The organism is Pseudohongiella spirulinae, from assembly GCF_001444425.1.
Classification (GTDB): Bacteria; Pseudomonadota; Gammaproteobacteria; order Pseudomonadales; family Pseudohongiellaceae; genus Pseudohongiella; species Pseudohongiella spirulinae.
In genome coordinates this window covers 611,454-629,216 of record NZ_CP013189.1, presented here as the reverse complement: position 1 = coordinate 629,216, position 17,763 = coordinate 611,454, and the positions used below count along the sequence as shown (strand labels likewise).

The window sequence follows — 17,763 nt, the reverse complement described above, 5'->3', positions numbered from 1 at the left end:
GACACCAAATCATGAACGCTATTCTGCGTCCTGATCTTTGGGTCGTGATTTGCGGGTGACGCTCAGCCAGTCCAGCGACACGCCGGTGATCGCATTGAAACGGCTGATTCGATAAATCAGTTGTAGCACACCGGGACGTCGGCGGATTCGGGGTTCTCTGGCTCGTGGGACGAACCACAGTGCAACCGCCAGGCGCAGCATTGTGGTAGCCGCAAAAACCAGAAACAAGGGACTGATGATCCAACTTTCTAATCCGGTGCCGATATCAAATCGTGCAAACACGTCGGGGGCCACGGCCGCAATCAAACCACCACCAATGGCACCGACAAAAACAGCAAGCGCTCCCAATGCCGACTGGGTGGCGGCATATACCGCAAAGTCGCTACGATGCGGCCTGATATCGTATAGATAATTAGCCGTGCTCAGACTGAATGCGCTCCACACAAAACCAGACACCATCTGAACAACAAGTAAATAATAGAAGTCAGGTGACAACATCCACAGTACGGGTATCAGTGGAATCGTGAAACAGCAAAACTGCATCACAATGCGGTTGCCGTATTTGTCGGTAAACCGTCCCCAGAACCCGAGCGTGAGAAACTGCGTCACTATCGAGGCTATTGCATTCAGACTGTACTGAAGGTAGCTGAATCCCAGATCGCTCAGCATATACACCGCAAAAAACGGTGCCGATATCGCCACCACGCCCTGCATACCAGCGACAAAGAAGCTATAGTCGCGGAATGTCTTGTCGTGCAAAGAGCTGTAAAGCTGACTCATGCTCTGTCGAAACCCATTTCGTCGCTCCGGGTGAGGCCTGGGGTCGGGGTCGTGCATCAGGTGGAGAAGTCTGGCAGACAGGGTTCTGCCAATGGCGGCAATGGAGAACAATAAGGCAAAGCCAACCCAGACGACGGAGAGTGATGCACTGAAATTCAGCAATACACCGCCACCGGCAAAGACGATCAATGACGCAATCATTGTCAATCGCGTGCGGGCCGCGAAGAACGCGCCACGGCGACGCTGCGGAACAAGACTGCCCATCCACGCACGCCACTGTGGCTGAATAAAATTGGTGCAGGCAAAGTACAACACGGCCAGAGCGATCAGCCAGTTGACACTGTTTTGCGGATGCAGAATCGCCAGCAAAGCCAGCGCACTGACAACCAGAGCCTGCAACATAGCTGTGATGACAACCATGGGTTTGCGTGGCAGATAATTGCCAAGCCAGGCCGACAGAATTTGCGATAAAGCCCCAAAAAGTTGTGGTATGGCCGTCAGCCAACCCATTTGCAAAGCACTTGCCTGCAGATAAACAGCAAATGCATTGAAAAAATTGTCCCCGGTCGCTGTCATGGTGGCCGATGCCACCGCCTCTTTTTGCGACAGGCCAAGCGTGCGACGCAGCCACACCGACCGTCCGGCCGCTTTTACAACAACATCTGACACTGGATGACGGGTTTGTTGACGGGGTTGATTGTCGGAATCGTCTGACGCCACTTTATTTCTGCTACTTAATTGCTGAAGATGCCCAGTCTATCATTGGCTGACATGCATCGCGCCAGCGCGCTATTATCACCAGCCTGATAAATCTCATCCACTGAAATATGAGCTACTACGCATTCCGCGATCACAAACAGTTATTAAGCATGGGGCTGGCTCGTCTGGACCTGGCGGATTGGTTGCAGCCGGACAAAAAACTCGCTGAGCAGTCAACTTTGAAGAAGGCGCTATGGCAGCATCAGGGTGAGCAGGTATTTAAGGCATTGCCGGAATCAGCCGCGGCGCAGCGCGAAGTGGCCGATCTGCTTGCTCATCATTTACCCGCACATTTCCCCGAATTGTACACGCCAGCAGATCAGGGTCTTTGGTGCGCGCCAATGCAAACCACACATCACTGGGACAGGCACGATAACCCGCTTCTGCAAGCCTCCTGGTGTGTACAGGAAGATTTGTGTTTATTGCAAGCATTCGCAGACGGCTACCGGCTGACCGCTGCCAGTCTGTGCGCCCCCAGTTACTGGCGCCTGCTGGACAAGATCGGCAAACCGCTGGACCTCATCCATGCACCAGTGCCGGGTTATTCTGATCAACTGAGCGCCCGCATCAACCGTTTTTTCAGTCATATCAAAGTTGAGCATCCGGTATGGCGCGGCAACTGGTCGGTGGTCAGCAGCGACCAGTTGTATCAGCCTGGCATTGAACCTTCACCACCTATCAAAGAGGTCGAGCAAATAGGCGAGCGATGCTTTCTTCGTTGTGAACGACAAACTCTGCGCCGACTGCCGGAGAGTAGCGCTGTGTTATTCACAATCAAGGTGACTCTTGAACCACTGAGCGATTTTTGCCAATCCCCAGAGATACTCAGGGATTTAAAAGCTGCTATTGATGGCTTGAGTAAAGAAGAGCGATTATACAAATCCCTTCATCTGCTGGAGCCAGCGCTATCGCAGTGGCTCCAGCATCAGTTGGATTAGAGTGCGGCCAGCGCTCCGCTCAGAGTCGCAGAAGGCCGCATGGCCTTTGACACCAGTTCTGAATTCGGCTGGTAGTAGCCACCGATCTCAACCGGCTTGCCCTGCACCCCATTCAACTCAGCAACAATCGTTGCCTCATTGTCATTCAGGAACTTGGCCAGCTTGCCGAAGCGTGCCGCCAGATCGGCATCTTCAGTCTGCGCGGCCAGCGCTTCTGCCCAATACATGCCCAGATAGAAATGGCTGCCACGGTTGTCGATCTCACCGATTTTACGGGCTGGCGACTTGTCATTATCCAGGAACTTGGCATTGGCCTGATCAAGTGCATTGGCCAATATCTGTGCACGCTTGTTGTCAGTGCTCTGCGCCAGATGCTCCAGAGAGGCCGCCAGTGCCAGAAACTCACCCAGGGAATCCCAGCGCAGGTAGTTTTCTTCCACAAACTGCTGAACGTGCTTGGGCGCTGAACCGCCGGCACCGGTTTCAAACAAGCCACCACCGTTCATCAGCGGTACAATGGACAACATTTTGGCCGAAGTGCCCAGCTCCAGAATCGGGAACAGGTCTGTCAGGTAATCACGCAATACGTTGCCGGTGACAGAAATGGTATCTTCGCCATTTTTCATGCGCTGCAATGTGTGACGCGTGGCCGCTTCGGGCGACATGATCTGAATATCAAGTCCATCTGTATCGTGCTCTTTCAGGTACTCATTGACCTTTTTAATCAATTCGCGATCGTGAGCGCGCTCTTCACTCAGCCAGAATATGGCTGGCATGCCACTGAGACGCGAACGGTTCACAGCCAACTTCACCCAGTCTCGGATCGGAGCGTCTTTTACCTGACACATGCGCCAGATGTCACCCTTTTCAACAGTGTGCGAAAAAACTGTCTCGCCGGCTTTGTTCAGGACAACAACCGTGCCATCTGCAGGAATCTCAAAAGTTTTGTCGTGAGAACCGTATTCCTCGGCTTTCTGAGCCATGAGACCCACGTTCGGACAGGTACCCATGGTTGACGGATCGAAAGCACCATTCTCACGACAGAAGGTAATGGTCTCCTGATAGACACCGGCATAACAACGATCCGGAATCATCGCCAGTGTATCCTGACGTTCACCATTACGATCCCACATCTTTCCTGAATCACGGATCATGGCTGGCATGGAAGCGTCGATGATGATGTCACTGGGCACATGCAGGTTGGTAATGCCTTTGTCAGAGTTGACCATTGCCAGTTCCGGCTGCGATGCATAAACGGCCTGAATATCAGCCTCAATAGCGCTACGCTCGGCTTCCGGCAAAGTAGCAACTTTGGACAGCACATCACCAAAACCATTACTGGCATCTACACCCAGCTTCTTGAATGTATCAGCATGTTTTGTGAACACCGATTCAAAATAAACTTTTACTGCATGACCAAACATGATGGGGTCAGAGACCTTCATCATGGTAGCTTTCAAGTGCAACGACAACAGGACCCCTTCCTGTTTGGCAGCCGCGGTTTCCTTTGCAAAAAAGGCCTGCAGCTTTGCCGCACTCATCCGCGCCGCATCAATCACCTCACCGGCCAGAACCTTGACTGACTCTTTGAGCACCTGCTCACCAGAAGCTGTCTTCAATACAATTTTCAGATCATCCGGCTGGGCAAATGTCGTGGACTGTTCGCTGCCGAAAAAGTCGCCATCATCCATATGCGCCACACGAGTTTTTGAGTCTGTCGACCACTTACCCATGCGATGCGGATGCTTTTTGGCGTAGTTCTTGACGGACACCGGCGCACGGCGATCAGAGTTACCTTCGCGCAGTACCGGGTTAACCGCTGAACCCTTGATCTTGTCATATCGCGACTTGATTTCGCGCTCTTCGTCAGTAGACGGTTCAAACGGATAATCCGGCAGCGCGTAACCCTGAGACTGCAACTCTTTGATCGCCGCAATCATTTGCGGGATAGAGGCACTGATATTGGGCAGCTTGATAATATTGGCCTCGGGCGTTTTGGCCAGTTCGCCCAGTTCTGCCAGGGCATCACCTATGCGTTGAGATTCAGTCAGATACTCCGGGAAGTTGGCAATAATCCGACCTGCCAGAGAGATGTCACGGGTTTCCACCGACACGCCGGCGGCCTTGGTAAAGGCCTGAATAATTGGCAACAGGGAGTAGGTTGCCAGGCGTGGCGCCTCATCGGTTTCAGTATAGATAATCTTTGAACCATCAATTGACATAGTGATTCCTATTTTTAGATTCAGAATGGTTGGAGCTTAAAAAAGTGGGGCGCAGTATAGCATCTGAGCGACTGCCATGGTATTGCACTGCTAGATCGCCTTGCATCACCCGGATTATGGCATCCGGAAAATCAGATCCAGCGTGGTACCTTGTCCAGATACGCCTGATAGGGCTCACCAAACTTTTCCAGCAGGATCCGTTCCTCTGGCTGAATCTGATAGCGGCTGATAAAACGAATGAACAAGGCCAGAATCAAAAACGCGGTTAGCTCCGCAAGATGGAAGCAGACACCCAGCAATACCAGTGTCATCCCCAGATACATGGGGTTGCGGGTATAAGCGAAAATCCCGCTATCAACAATTGTGCTGGCTTTATCAGGGTGCAGCGGATCCACCGTGGTTTTGGCCCGGCGAAAAGCCGTTACACCGACAGCCGCAATCATAAACCCGGCCGCTACACTAAGCATGGCCAAAGTGCGACCAGTGCCGCCCGCCAGCAGGGAAAGGGGATAAAAACCACGCAGCCACCACATCAGCAGAGCGGCCAGCAGGGCCACAACGGGTGGCGGTATTTTATGTTCCAGAGATTTCATGGGCGTAACACACTGTAATTATTTCAGGCTATATCCTTATACCACTGCTGTCCCGGCAGCGGTATAGTTAGCGGCATTTTGTATAGCTTAACGGAAATTCAAGTCATATGTTCAGGTCTGCTATCACCTCCACCCTTTTTGCCGTGCTGCTACTGGCCGGTTTCAGCGTCAGCCATGCCCAACCGCCTCGCCAGCCCATTGAGGGCAACCCGGTTCGAACGCCGTTTTCCACTGACGTGCAGGAAGCGTGGCTGTTTCAGGTGATGCCGGAAGCCGACAATTTTTCGGAGAAGGAAGGCGAACCACCGGTGTGGCGCGCCTATCAGACCGATGCCGACTCAGGTGAGCAGCAGCTGATTGGCTACGTCTTTCTGACTGCGGATGTGCCGCCCGAAGAACGAGGTTTCAGCGCCCCTATCGCCATGCTGGGTGGCGTCAACCTGGACAATCAGGTCACCGGTCTGAAAATACTCAATTACGTGGAGTCTTACGTCAACACAGTGGGTGACTTTGTCTCTGACCCGGTGTTCCAGGGGCAGTTCGCCGGTAAATTCATTGGTGATGATTTTCAGGTCCGCCGCGATGTTGACGGCATCTCCGGCGCGACCGTCACCAGCTTTGCCATCAGTCGCGGGATTCGTGAGGCGGCTCGCCGGGTCGCCGCCGAATATAACGGTTTCAGCCCGGATGATCCGGTAGACGTGGCACGCAATGAGCGCATCCTGGAGATGATGGCACCCTATACCTGGGAGCAGTTACTGGAAGAAGGTATTGTGCACCAGATGGTCATGCCCATTCCCGGTGGCGAAGAGCTGATCCTGACCCTCACCTATATGGGCCACCCTGCCCTGGGCGAATATTTTATTGGTCGCACAGCTTATGCCCGCGCTGAACGTGATGCTGCAGCGCAACTGGCTGGCACGGAGATGATACTGCTGGCTGTTGGCGGTAGTGGCTATCAACAGTTCCGCCAGGATCGCACGTCCATGCAGCAGGACGGTCCGATGCGTCGCATTTTCCCCAATCGCCTGGTCACCGCCGGCAATGCTGACGCAGGCATGATCGCCGGACGGGCAGAATTTGCCGGTGCACTGATTATTGATGACAACTATGACATCACCGAGCCCATCACCATCGCTTACCGACCACTGGGCAGCCTGGATGCGTATGAAGTTGAGTTTCTGCCCACCGGTTTGGGCTGGCGACTGGCCAACGGCGACCCGATTCTGAGCGAAGAAGAAATTGCCCGCATCATCCGCCATGAGAACAGCGCCATTCGCAAGTTCTTCCGTGACCCACCCTGGGGAGTAACGCCCTGGGAAAAAGTGACAATGATGTTGCTGATTTTCGCCCTGGTGATGATCGCGTTCTTCCGCAAAAGCGCCCGCTGGCGCTGGGCGGCTCTGACTGTGACACTGGTTTACCTGGGCATTATGGAAGCTGGTTTCCTGTCGGTAGCGCACATCACCGGTGTTCTGCTGCAAGGGCCAGATGTCTTCATGAACAATCTGCCGTTGATGATGCTGGTTGTGTTTACGCTGGTTACCACACTGCTGTGGGGGCGCATTTTCTGCTCCTCCCTGTGTCCGTTTGGCGCCGTGCAGGACATCATCACCCGCCTGACGCCCAAGCGCTGGAAACACAACCTGCCCATGCGTGTTCCCCAGAAGCTTCACGAGAAGGCGCTATATATCAAATATGGCATTTTGGCACTGATCATCGGTGCCGCGCTGATTGCTGGCAACGTGCAGATATTCCAGTATTTTGAGCCATTCGGTACGCTCTTCTTTATGAGTGGCACAGCGGTGCTGTTTGCAATACTGGCAGCAATTCTGCTGGCCTGTGTTGCCGTGCCGCGATTCTACTGTCGCTATGTCTGTCCGCTGGGCGCAGCTCTGGGCGTGGTTTCACTGGTCAGCCCGCTCCGTATTAAACGCGTGCCTCAATGTGGCGTCTGTACCGTCTGTGAGCATGCCTGTCCAACCGGCGCCATCAAGCGCGAGAAAATAGACTTCAAAGAATGCGTGCGCTGCGACATCTGTGAGGATAAGCTGATCAAAAAAGCCGGTTCCTGTCGGCACGACATGGACAAGATAATTGTCCGTCACAAGGAACTGAAAGCTTCATGACAACAGACTGGACTGAATGACCGATGAGAAAAACGGCAGCAACCTTACCGGAAGACTTTGATCCGCTGGCACTCGATAATCAGATCTGTTTTCCCCTGTATGCCGCCTCGCGTCTGGTCACCCGCCTGTATCAGCCTTTTCTGGAACCACTCGGGCTGACCTATCCGCAGTATATTGTGCTGTTGATTCTGTGGGAGAACAGCCCCTGTACTGTTGGTTACATCGGCAAGCGAGCGCAGTTGGCGACCAATACGCTGACACCGCTGTTAAAACGGCTGGAGTTGATGGATCTGGTGGAGCGTCGCCGCAGTGACAGCGATGAGCGGGTGGTCAATATCCATCTGACCCGCTCCGGGAAAGCCCTGCGTAAAAAATGTGATTGCATCCCGGCCAGCCTGGTCTCCCAGGTTGATTACCCGATAGAAGAAGCCATTGCCCTGAAGCGTCAGCTCGACAGTTTTCTGGCTCACCTTCAAAGAATGACTTCTGACTAATTGCCGATTTGTATCGTGCACGATATTATCGCCAGCAATCTAATAACATTCAGGAATACACACGATGAATCGAGTCAAAATTTTGGGATTGTCTGCTGTTCTGGCAACAGCAGCCACTCTGGCGGGAGTCACTCAGCTCAAGGCGGCGCAAGCACTGATTGAAGTGGACGAATCAACCTTCGACTGCATCACTGATATGACACCAGTGCGCGGCTTCTTTGTTGACAACCTGCTCGGAGATCTTGAGGCAACACTGGCGGTTGCCAACTCGGAAACCGGTGGCACCTGGCCAACCGGTTCTCTGGTACAACTGGTACCGACTGAGGTCATGATCAAACAACCCGCAGGTACCAGCCCGGAAACCAATGACTGGGAATTTTTTGAACTGGAGGTGAGCGCCGAAGGTTCCAGCATCGTCACACGCGGCTTCACCGATGTTGTTAACCGCTTCGGCGGCAACTGCCTGGACTGTCATAAACTGGCAGAGCCGCAGTGGGACATGATCTGCGAGCAGAATCACGGCTGCGCTCCCATTCCGCTGAGCCGCGAAATGCTGGTTGGCATTCAGCAAAATGACCCGCGCTGCAACCGCCCCGACTGAGCCGGATCAGAAATCAGGATCCAGCCCCAGGCGATTGATGTAGCGCTGCTCGGAGATATCACTGGCGTGCAATTGATTTGACAACAGGGCTTCAACGTCATTGCTGATCAGATCCATTGCAGCCAGTCGCATCTCGGGCTCCTGCACTGCCACCATGATACTGCCCCACAGACTCAGCATGGCCGAATCGATGTCGCGCACATCGTTATCCTTGGCCCATTCAGCCGAGATCAACAAGCCAAGTCGATGGCTTTTCTGTTGCGCCTGCTGCAGCACGTCACCTTCAAGATCCAGCAATACCGCAGGCGTGATGTCATTCCAGCCCGTCACCATCAACTCTGAACCCTGATAAAAGCGCACAACCCAATTCAGGTACTCCACGTCACTCTGACGCTGTTGATTCAACTCATCCTGATGATAAGCTTCGATGAAATAGCGCTGGTCCGGCACTGTCTCTGGCCACTGATCCAATATCTGATGATTTACACAGGCGCTGAGCAAACCTGTCAACAGTGCCAGAGCCGATAAACGTCCTAACATCCACTGCATTGATGATGTCTTCCTTCTGTCCTGTTAAAACTTCTGTGGCGCTAAAAAGAGCCGGTTATTCCTGTAAACGTAAACTAAGCAGATTCGGATCTGCCAGAATGTCTTCTTCATAAAACGGCAGCTCCAGCCACTGACTTTGTGAATACAACCGGGTTTGATCAGCAAAATGCGGCGAACGCGGATCTTCCGACTGCGAATAACTCAGTATGGCTCGCGGATCAACCCGACCATCCTGATCCCAGCTGATAACCTGCATGTAGCTGTTGCCGTGCAGGATAGGCGAATAGGCCTGCTGCTCAGCATTGAACTGAGAGGTGATCACACTCCACATGCCGGCACCGCCGTCACCGCCCGGAATCGGAATCCGTTCATCATTGCGCGGTTCATACTGCAGCGTCCCGAGCTCAGCGTCCAGAGCTATGCCCTGTTGCTGCCAGAAGGTCTGCGAATGGGCCAACGCCTGCAACAAGCCCTCGCGAACCTCAGGGTTGTCGGTCGCCAACTGCCGTGGCGTATTTACCGGATCCTCTACATCAAAGGGAACCACATAGCGATCGCTGATACGTGCTGCCTGTCGCCAGAATTCTCGCCAGACATGAGCGCCGCGGCTGTCGATATCTTCGCGACGATCCCAGTCGGCCAGCGCAGAACAGGCTGGCGTTACATCAATCTCCTCATTTTCGAAGGTCACAGTTTCGTTGTTTGAGCTGCACAGCGCCAGCACCTCATCCAGGAACAGCTCAGCTCCAAAATGTCGGTGACTGAACAGCATATCCTGAATATGGTCGGGTCGCATTTTTTCTCCGCTGGCCAGCGCCTGCTCGATAAACACCAGCCCGGCACGCGTCCTCAGTGAGACCTGCGAGCGCTCACTGCCAATGATCGGCGAATAACCTTCAAGCGGCTCACGCGGTGTGCTCAGCCAGTAGCTGTCATTGGCATTATGCACGTAATCATCACGGCGAATGCGTGGCATGTTGCCTGCGGGCATTGCGCCGGGCACCTCGGATTCAGCCGCATCATACCACTCACAGTCCGGATCACTGCCGTCAAGAATCACAACACGGGCCGGCACACCTTCAGTCGTGACGCGGCAGCGCCCGATCAGGTCGGCATCAACATTGGGGACTACGCTGATATCGGCGTAAAACGCGGTGCCGTCACGGTCAGCGGCGATTGTATTGACCCAGGATACACCTTGCAGGCTCAGGGCAGCCTCTACCTCATCGATATTGCGCGCCTTGTTCAAGGCATCATACGTGGCCGCCATGCGATCGTTATACAAATTGACATCGCGAATCGCATAAGCACTTTCATTGGTCCAGGGAAGCTGGTCAGACACCAGCACCGGACCAAAATGCGTCATATAAACATCGTGGCTGCGTTGTGAAATACCACCTTCAATATTACGCACCGGCACCTCGATACTGACACGCTCCATATCCCTGAAGTCATCGCCGTATCGATAACGCGTGGGATTTTCCGGATCCAGTTCCAGCGCATAGACGGTTGAACGCATCCCCGTGGACACGGTGTGCGACCAGGCGACATCATGGTTAAACCCAATTGCTATGCGGTTGGTGGTGTACAGACTTACACCCATGACATCCACTTCGCCGGGAATGGTGGTATGAATCATGTGGAAGCGCGAGGAGCCCTGCCAGGGATAGTGCGGATTGCCCAGCAAAATGCCACTGCCCGTTTCCGTCACATCGCGCCCCATGGCCACCGCATTGCTACCGATACCTGTCTCGATGTCAAAGTCAGACTGCAGCCTGGCCACCGGATTGCCGGGGGGCGCGGCGTTAGCCATCTCCCGCTGAAACAGCCCCAGCCCATAGCGAATACCAACCCCGACCGTCAACTTGTCGACATCACGCTCAGTCAGTGTGCGCACCCAGTCAGCACCTGCACAGGCCGTTGGCAAATCATCGGCATTGTCGGCAAGGTAGCGGTTATAACCCGCCACATAACCCGCAGAGAACTCAAGTGTTCGCTCTTCCTGCCCACTGCGGAAACGCTCGATCATGGCCTCATCGAGTACCGCCCTATGAAACACATCGCTTTCGTAGTTGCCGTTTTCCTCGCCGAAGGTCGCGGACAGCTCACCATTGACCATCAGCACATCACGGGCAATGGTGCAGATCGCATCATTGGCCGTTGCGTAAGCAAAACCATACCCCAGGCTGCCCCAGTCATCCGCTTTTACATGAGGGATGCCGTAACTGGTCCAGCGTATTTCCGTGTCATACTGATGCGCTGTTTCTGCGACGGGGTTGCTCGCCGGTGGTGGCGAGGACTCAGAACAGGCTGCCAGCAACAGCGCGGAAGAAGCAAACAGCAGACCAGCAGGAAGCAGTGACGGGCGCATCGTTATTCTCCGGTTGCAAGGGAAAGGGCTTTCAGAATAGAGTCCGAACAATGCCTTGTCAAAACCTTGCGCATTGCCTGGCCCGTTCAAAAACGCTAGTCTTGTGCACAAAACTGAATCCGTTCAATCTGTTGAGAGATAACCATGAAACGGCTGCCCGCAGTGTTGTGTCTGACTTCCGCCCTGGTACTGAGCTATTGCACCACCAATGCCAACCCCGTCACTAACGTCGCCCCGACGCCTGCCGACGCGTTTATGGCCAACATTGCTCAATACTGTGGTCAATCATTCAGCGGCAGAATTGTCGCCAATAATCCCCCGGTGGACGATGATCCTTTTGAAGGCCAGAGCCTGGTCATGCAGGTCCGGGAGTGCACCGCCAACGAAATCCGTATCCCCTTTCATGTTGGCAACGATCACAGCCGTACCTGGATTCTGACCCGCACTGATGACGGCCTGCGGCTGAAACATGACCACCGCCATGAGGACGGCAGCGATGACGCGGTGACCATGTACGGCGGAGACACCGAGGACGTCGGAACGGCCATGCGCCAGGAATTTCCGGTCGATCAGTTTTCTATCGACATGTTTACCCATGAAGGCCTGATGGTATCGCTGACTAATGTCTGGGCTATGGAGATCCATCCGGGTCGTCACTTTTATTATGAGCTGGCAAGACGCGATTCTGACCGCTTGTTCCGGGTCGAGTTTGATCTCGGTCAGCCAGTTTCGGCACCCCCGCCGCCCTGGGGCCGACCCAATACGGCCAGTGACGCTACCACTCGCCAGCATACAGCGCTGCGCGCCTCCCTGCCATTCGAGGATGACCGTGATTTTGCGGAATCTCAACGCGGCTTTATTGCCGCACCACCTTACGACCGCATTATGGGCGCCGCCGGCAACGTAGTATGGGATATGGGCCGTTATGAGTTTCTGCTGAATGGGCAGGACTACGACAGTATCCACCCTTCTTTGCAGCGTCAGGCCACACTCAATATGAACTACGGCCTGTATGAAGTAGTGCCGGATTTTATATACCAGATCCGGGGCTACGATCTGGCCAACATGACGCTGATACGTGGTGAGACTGGCTGGATTCTGTTTGACGTGCTGCTGACCAGCGAAACGGCGGCAGCGGCGCTGGCCTTTGCCAACGAGCAGCTCGGGGAACTGCCCGTCACAGCTATCGTATATTCGCACTCACATATCGATCACTTTGGCGGCGTCAGAGGCGTTGTGGACGAAGCAGATGTGAGCGCGGGCCGTGTGCAGATATACGCACCAGTGGGTTTTATGGAAGAAGCAATTTCTGAAAATGTCTACGCCGGCAATGCCATGACCCGTCGCGCCTCTTATCAATATGGCAACCCCCTGCCTGCCAGCCCCTTCGGCCAGGTTGACTCGGCCATCGGCAAGGGCCTGGCGCGCGGCAGCAGCGGTCTTATCGCGCCGACTGTTGTGGTCACAGATGACTTTGAAGAGCACATGATTGATGGCGTCAGAGTTGTCTTTCAGAACACACCCGGCACGGAAGCTCCCGCCGAGATGAATGCCTGGTTTCCGGACAGCAAGGTGTTCTGGGCAGCAGAGAATATTACCGCCACCATCCATAATATCTACACATTACGCGGCGCTCTGGTTCGCGATGCTCTATCCTGGTCCCGACAGATAAATGAAGCACTTTATCGCTTCGGCCGCGATGCGGAAGTCATGGTCTCTTCACACAACTGGCCGCGCTGGGGCAACGAACGCATCCAGGAAGTGATGCGCGACCAGCGCGATGCATACGCCAACCTGAACAATCAGGTGCTGAACCTGGCCAATCGTGGCGTCACCATTAATCAGATGCACAATGAATATCAGGTTCCGCAGTCACTGCAGCAAAGCTGGGCGGTGCGCCAGTATCACGGCTCTGAGTTTCACAATTCGCGCGCTGTGATCAACCGCTACCTGGGTTACTGGGACGGTAACCCGGCCACCCTGGCACCATTATCACCGGAAGAGTCCGCACCAGAATTTGTATCCATGATGGGCGGTGCCAACGCCATTATGAAGCGCTCTGACGAACTGGTAGCACAGGGCAATTACCGTCTGGCGATGGAGCTGCTTAATAAACTGGTTTATGGCGAGCCTGGCAATCAGGCGGCCAAGAGTCGACTGGCTGATGTCTTTGAGCAGCTCGGCTATCAATACGAGAGCACCAGCATGCGTAATGTATTTCTTACCGCGGCTCAGGAGCTGCGCTACGGGATCGCACCAGCCGGTCCGGCGCGTGGCACAAGCCCCGATCTGGCGCGCGCCATGACCACTTCCCAATGGTGGGACGCCGTTGCTACTCGCGTGGACAGCCGGGCAGCTGACGGCATGGCCTTTATCATCAACTTCGTGACGCCGGATACCGGCGAGCAGTTTGTGATTGAAATGCGTGGTGGCACACTGACGAATATCAGCGGTTATCAGTCAGAGCAGGCTGACGCCACTATTCGAATGAACCGCAGCGACCTGGATACTGTGATCATGGGGCAGGCGACGCTGGCAACCCAGCTTGGTGCCGGACGCGGCCAGGTGGAAGGCAATGTGGCCGTGCTGCAGCAACTGGCCTCCGTACTGGTCGAGTTTGATCCGACCTTTGAGATTATGCCGGGCACAAAACATTAAATAGCCGACATTAATGAGTGGTGATGTGCGCCGCCAGCTCGATGCTCAGCAGGCGGTTGCCGGCCAGTTCGACTGAGCCAGGATAGCGCTCAGTGCCAGTCGAAGAGAATTCGAAATCGTAGCGTCTGAACCAGTGCAGAAAGCCGTCGCTGCCCCGGCGCAAACGAATTTTTTTCAGCACCATACTCTGGTCAAGCAACTGCAGGTCCAGTTCAGCACAACGTCGTGCGGCATATTGCAAGGCGAATGCCTTGGCGTCGCGAGAGCGCCACCAGTGATTAACCAGCAGCACCAGTGCGGCCATCCAGACCAGATCCATTAATGTCAGCATCGGTGGTGTGTCTTGCATCCTGAATACGGTAAGCTCTGTTCCATGATAGCAAATTCGGAGTAAACATGATCATGTCCCGTTTCCTCAGGCCGCTCATCGCGTTATGGCTCACCTTGATGATGCCGTCTGCGCTATTGGCTCAATCCAACGCTAGTGAGAACTCACTTATGAATGAAACATCCCCTGTTCCCGGGATCAGCTTCCGGTATATTGAAACCAATGGCATTCGCATGCGTCTGGCCACCATGGGCGATTCCGGCCCGCTGGTCATTATGGCCCATGGCTGGCCCGAGTCATGGTATTCCTGGCGCCATCAGATTAAAGCCGTGGCTGAAGCGGGTTACCGAGTCGTCGCCCCAGACATGCGCGGATATGGCGCGACCGATGCGCCGCCCAATGTACAGGACTATGATATTGTCACTCTGGCCGCTGATATGGTCGGCATTGTTGATGCCTACGGCGAAGACACTGCCATTATCATGGGCCACGATTGGGGCTCAATTGTGGCCTGGAACACGGTACTGCTGCACCCGGATCGCTTTTCAGCATTGGTGGCCATGAGCGTGCCTTACAGCGGCCGCGCCCCTGAATCACCGCTGGTGAGCTGGCAGAATGCCTACGGCGATAACTTCTACTATATCCTCTACCACCAGGAGCCTGGCGTCGCAGAGGCGGAGTATGACGCGGATCCCGAAGGTCTGCTGAGTCGTCTTTATCTGTCACCTGACTCACCCCGACATCCACCACAGGTGACCGACCGGCATCGTTCAGCCGGCGGCTGGATTCCCCGTATGGGCGCACCGGTAGGACTGCCCGACTGGCTGACACGTGATGACCTGGATTATTTTGTCAGTCAGTTTGAGGCTGCCGGGTTTCGGGGCGGCGTGAACTACTACCGCAACTTCCACCGCAATTGGGAGATTACTCCGCATCTGGCGGATGCCAGGGTCACAGTGCCAACGCTTTTCATCGCCGGAGAGAATGATGTGGTGATCGCCGGCGCCAGCCAGCCCCGGCTGGAAGGCGCCATGCGGCGGGTCGTGGACGACCTGCGCGGGGTGATTCTGTTACCGGACGCTGGCCACTGGATTCAGCAGGAACTGCCGGAGCAGACCAACGCCGCCGTACTCAACTTCTTGAACGATTTATGAAGCGCGCTTTTCGGACAGCGTAAACCAGGCTACCGATTGCTGCAGGTCGCTGGCCAGCCGCGCCAGTTCATCACTGGCCGCCGTAGTCTGGTCAGCACCTGCAGCAGACTGCTCCGCCAGTTCGCGGATACTGGTGACATTGCGGTTCAATTCATCGGTTGTCGCACTCTGTTGCTCAGAAGCACTGGCGATCTGCAAATTCATGTCACGGATAGTCGCAACCGCCCGGGTGATGGCATCAAGCGCCTGCGCCGCCTCGTTAGCTTTGGTCACACCATCTGTGGCACGCTCGCGACTACGCTCCATTAACTGCACAGCTTCCTTCACACCTGACTGCAGGTGATTAATCATATTTTCGATCTCGCTGGCTGAATCTTTGGTACGATTTGCCAGGGTACGGACTTCATCAGCCACCACGGCAAATCCGCGGCCATGCTCACCGGCACGCGCAGCCTCAATGGCGGCATTCAGCGCCAGCAGATTGGTCTGCTCAGCGACACCCATAATGACATCCAGCACGCTGCTAATGGAGGCGCTGTCCGCAGCCACTCGCTGCATACTGCCGGCTGACTGATGGATATCTTCAGCCAGATTCGCAATGCTTTGGGCGGTTGTTGCTGCCACTTCGGCACCGCTGGCGGCCTGTTCATCGGTATCGGTCGCGGCTTCCGAGGCTCGTGAGGTGCTGCGGGAAACTTCCTGAACTGTGGCGTTCATCTCGTTGATAGACACCGCCACCATATCGGTCTCTGAGCGTTGCCTCAGGACGTTTTCAGCACTGTGCCGGGACACACTTGAAAGCTCCTCGGCCGCTGACGCGAGCTGCGTCGACGCGCTGCTGACAGTCAGAATGACGTTTTCAAACTGATCCGCTATTTTGTTAAAGTGCCCCGCTATAACGCTGATCTCATCGTTGGTGCTGAGCCTGACCCGGCTGGCCAGATTACCGGCAGACATTTCATTGGCGACACGGGCTATTTGCTCAACGTTGTCATTCACTGACATAAATAGTGCCATGAACAGGTATATCAGCAGCAGCAAAACGACAGCTACAATGACCGTATCCAGCAGTTTAACGCTTTGAGCGGCGGCGAGATCTTCAGCCAGAACCCTGTCTAATTGAGGCGCAATGCTGTCGAATAGCGCATAGGCTTGCTGTATCGAACGACTGGCCGCATCAAAGACCTGGTTACTCGTAATCGAGATGAACTCAGCATCCAGAAAATCATTGCGAATCAGTTCTCGAAGTCGCGCGCCAGCCTCATTGTTGGCCTGCATAGTCGCACCCAACGCTGGGCGCAATGACGGGTTTTCTGCAAACGCACTATCTAAACCACGCTGCAGGGCACTACTGTAGGCATTCATGTTGTACAGCAGAAGCTCCAGCTGCATACGCACATCATTATTAACAATGCCCTGAGCAGCCGCTGCTGAAGCCACGGCACGCGCCTGGCCCATATTCTCGGTCAGCGCAGGCAAACGATTAACTAATGCGTCACCAAGATAAAAAGTATCCAGGCTGGCCGACAAAGAGATCTCAAAAACATCAGAGGCATACTCACCCAACTGAATCAACGCCGTGACCAGATTGGTGTGTAATTCAAAGCTGCGATCAGCACTGATTGAGGACTGGGATTTGATAGCGTCCCATTGCTGTTGCGCATCGCGGATTCGACTTTGCAAACCTGCATTATCTTCAGCCAGATCAGCCTGTTGCAGCAAAGTAGTCAGGGCACTGTCAATTTGTGGTCTTAATTGCGTAACGCGGCTTTGCGCAGAGGCATCCGAGCCACTCAAGGCAGTAGCCATCAGACCTCGATGCTGCTGCACCCTATCTACCGGAGTGCGCAGAGACTGCAAAAACTCGACACCGCGCCGCTCATTTTCCAGCGTGGCAATATCTTCATTAATACTGCCCACCACCAGAGCGCCCAGTACCAGCAAAGGCAGGAGAACACAGCAAAAGATAATCAAAAACTTAATTTTGAAGCCGAAACGGTTAAGTATGTAGGTTGCCGGTGCAAATAATGCTCTCATTACTGCTGCTCCTGTCATGAATCCTGCTTCTTCTTATCGCCCGGCCACAGGAAAAGTTAAGCAAGCACCACCGACAATGACGAAAAATCAATACCGGCTCACTTTTTTTAATCCGATCCCTACACGCTTGCTTAAAGAAAGATGATGTAG

Annotated in this window: 13 protein-coding genes; 6 read left to right on the top strand and 7 right to left on the bottom strand. The window is 54.5% G+C overall.

Going from position 1 to position 17,763, the window contains the following annotated elements:
* Positions 1 to 18 precede the first annotated feature (18 nt).
* Complete coding sequence (locus tag PS2015_RS03000) at positions 19 to 1,500, bottom strand: MFS transporter (RefSeq protein WP_082627933.1); 1,482 nt, start codon at positions 1,498 to 1,500, stop codon at positions 19 to 21.
* 107 nt (positions 1,501 to 1,607) lie between these two features.
* Between PS2015_RS03000 and PS2015_RS02995 the strand changes: the two genes are divergently transcribed.
* Positions 1,608 to 2,477 carry a heme-dependent oxidative N-demethylase family protein gene (locus PS2015_RS02995; RefSeq protein WP_058020824.1) on the top strand — a complete coding sequence of 290 codons (870 nt, stop codon included), beginning with the start codon at positions 1,608 to 1,610 and terminating at the stop codon, positions 2,475 to 2,477.
* Here the strand turns inward: PS2015_RS02995 and PS2015_RS02990 are convergent.
* Both PS2015_RS02990 and PS2015_RS02985 read right to left on the bottom strand, forming a co-directional pair.
* A complete protein-coding gene (locus PS2015_RS02990) occupies positions 2,474 to 4,699 on the bottom strand; it encodes an NADP-dependent isocitrate dehydrogenase (protein ID WP_058020823.1) in 2,226 nt (741 codons plus the stop codon). The two genes, PS2015_RS02995 and PS2015_RS02990, sit on opposite strands and share 4 nt — an antisense overlap.
* A 131-nt stretch (positions 4,700 to 4,830) precedes the next feature.
* The gene (locus PS2015_RS02985; protein WP_058020821.1) at positions 4,831 to 5,292 is read right to left on the bottom strand and encodes a methyltransferase family protein; all 462 of its coding nucleotides are present in this window, start codon (positions 5,290 to 5,292) and stop codon (positions 4,831 to 4,833) included.
* Positions 5,293 to 5,399: 107 nt separating this feature from the next.
* On the opposite strand from PS2015_RS02985, the gene PS2015_RS02980 reads away from it, so the two are divergent.
* The 3 genes from PS2015_RS02980 (at position 5,400) to PS2015_RS02970 (ending at position 8,516) form a co-directional block, all read left to right on the top strand.
* Complete coding sequence (locus PS2015_RS02980) at positions 5,400 to 7,421, top strand: NosR/NirI family protein (protein WP_058020819.1); 2,022 nt, start codon at positions 5,400 to 5,402, stop codon at positions 7,419 to 7,421.
* Positions 7,422 to 7,444: 23 nt separating this feature from the next.
* Complete coding sequence (locus tag PS2015_RS02975; protein ID WP_058020818.1) at positions 7,445 to 7,915, top strand: MarR family winged helix-turn-helix transcriptional regulator; 471 nt, start codon at positions 7,445 to 7,447, stop codon at positions 7,913 to 7,915.
* 64 nt (positions 7,916 to 7,979) lie between these two features.
* Positions 7,980 to 8,516 (top strand): hypothetical protein, encoded by a 537-nt coding sequence (locus tag PS2015_RS02970; RefSeq protein WP_058020816.1) that lies wholly within the window; start codon positions 7,980 to 7,982, stop codon positions 8,514 to 8,516.
* A 6-nt stretch (positions 8,517 to 8,522) separates the two neighbouring features.
* Here PS2015_RS02970 and PS2015_RS02965 read toward each other — a convergent pair whose 3' ends face one another.
* Positions 8,523 to 9,065 carry a hypothetical protein gene (locus PS2015_RS02965; protein ID WP_058020814.1) on the bottom strand — a complete coding sequence of 181 codons (543 nt, stop codon included), beginning with the start codon at positions 9,063 to 9,065 and terminating at the stop codon, positions 8,523 to 8,525.
* A 55-nt stretch (positions 9,066 to 9,120) separates the two neighbouring features.
* Complete coding sequence (locus PS2015_RS02960) at positions 9,121 to 11,436, bottom strand: penicillin acylase family protein (RefSeq protein ID WP_058020813.1); 2,316 nt, start codon at positions 11,434 to 11,436, stop codon at positions 9,121 to 9,123.
* Between the two features lie 144 nt (positions 11,437 to 11,580).
* Here PS2015_RS02960 and PS2015_RS02955 point away from each other — a divergent pair, with 144 nt between their 5' ends.
* Complete coding sequence (locus PS2015_RS02955) at positions 11,581 to 14,094, top strand: alkyl/aryl-sulfatase (RefSeq protein WP_058020811.1); 2,514 nt, start codon at positions 11,581 to 11,583, stop codon at positions 14,092 to 14,094.
* Between the two features lie 10 nt (positions 14,095 to 14,104).
* On the opposite strand, the gene PS2015_RS02950 is transcribed toward PS2015_RS02955, so the two are convergent.
* Positions 14,105 to 14,443, bottom strand: coding sequence for a DUF3301 domain-containing protein (locus PS2015_RS02950; protein WP_082627932.1), 339 nt, complete (start codon positions 14,441 to 14,443; stop codon positions 14,105 to 14,107).
* A gap of 149 nt (positions 14,444 to 14,592) precedes the next feature.
* Between PS2015_RS02950 and PS2015_RS02945 the strand changes: the two genes are divergently transcribed.
* Complete coding sequence (locus PS2015_RS02945; protein ID WP_058020807.1) at positions 14,593 to 15,576, top strand: alpha/beta fold hydrolase; 984 nt, start codon at positions 14,593 to 14,595, stop codon at positions 15,574 to 15,576.
* On the opposite strand, the gene PS2015_RS02940 is transcribed toward PS2015_RS02945, so the two are convergent.
* Positions 15,571 to 17,613, bottom strand: coding sequence for a methyl-accepting chemotaxis protein (locus PS2015_RS02940; RefSeq protein ID WP_058020805.1), 2,043 nt, complete (start codon positions 17,611 to 17,613; stop codon positions 15,571 to 15,573). The two genes, PS2015_RS02945 and PS2015_RS02940, sit on opposite strands and share 6 nt — an antisense overlap.
* Positions 17,614 to 17,763: the final 150 nt, after the last annotated feature.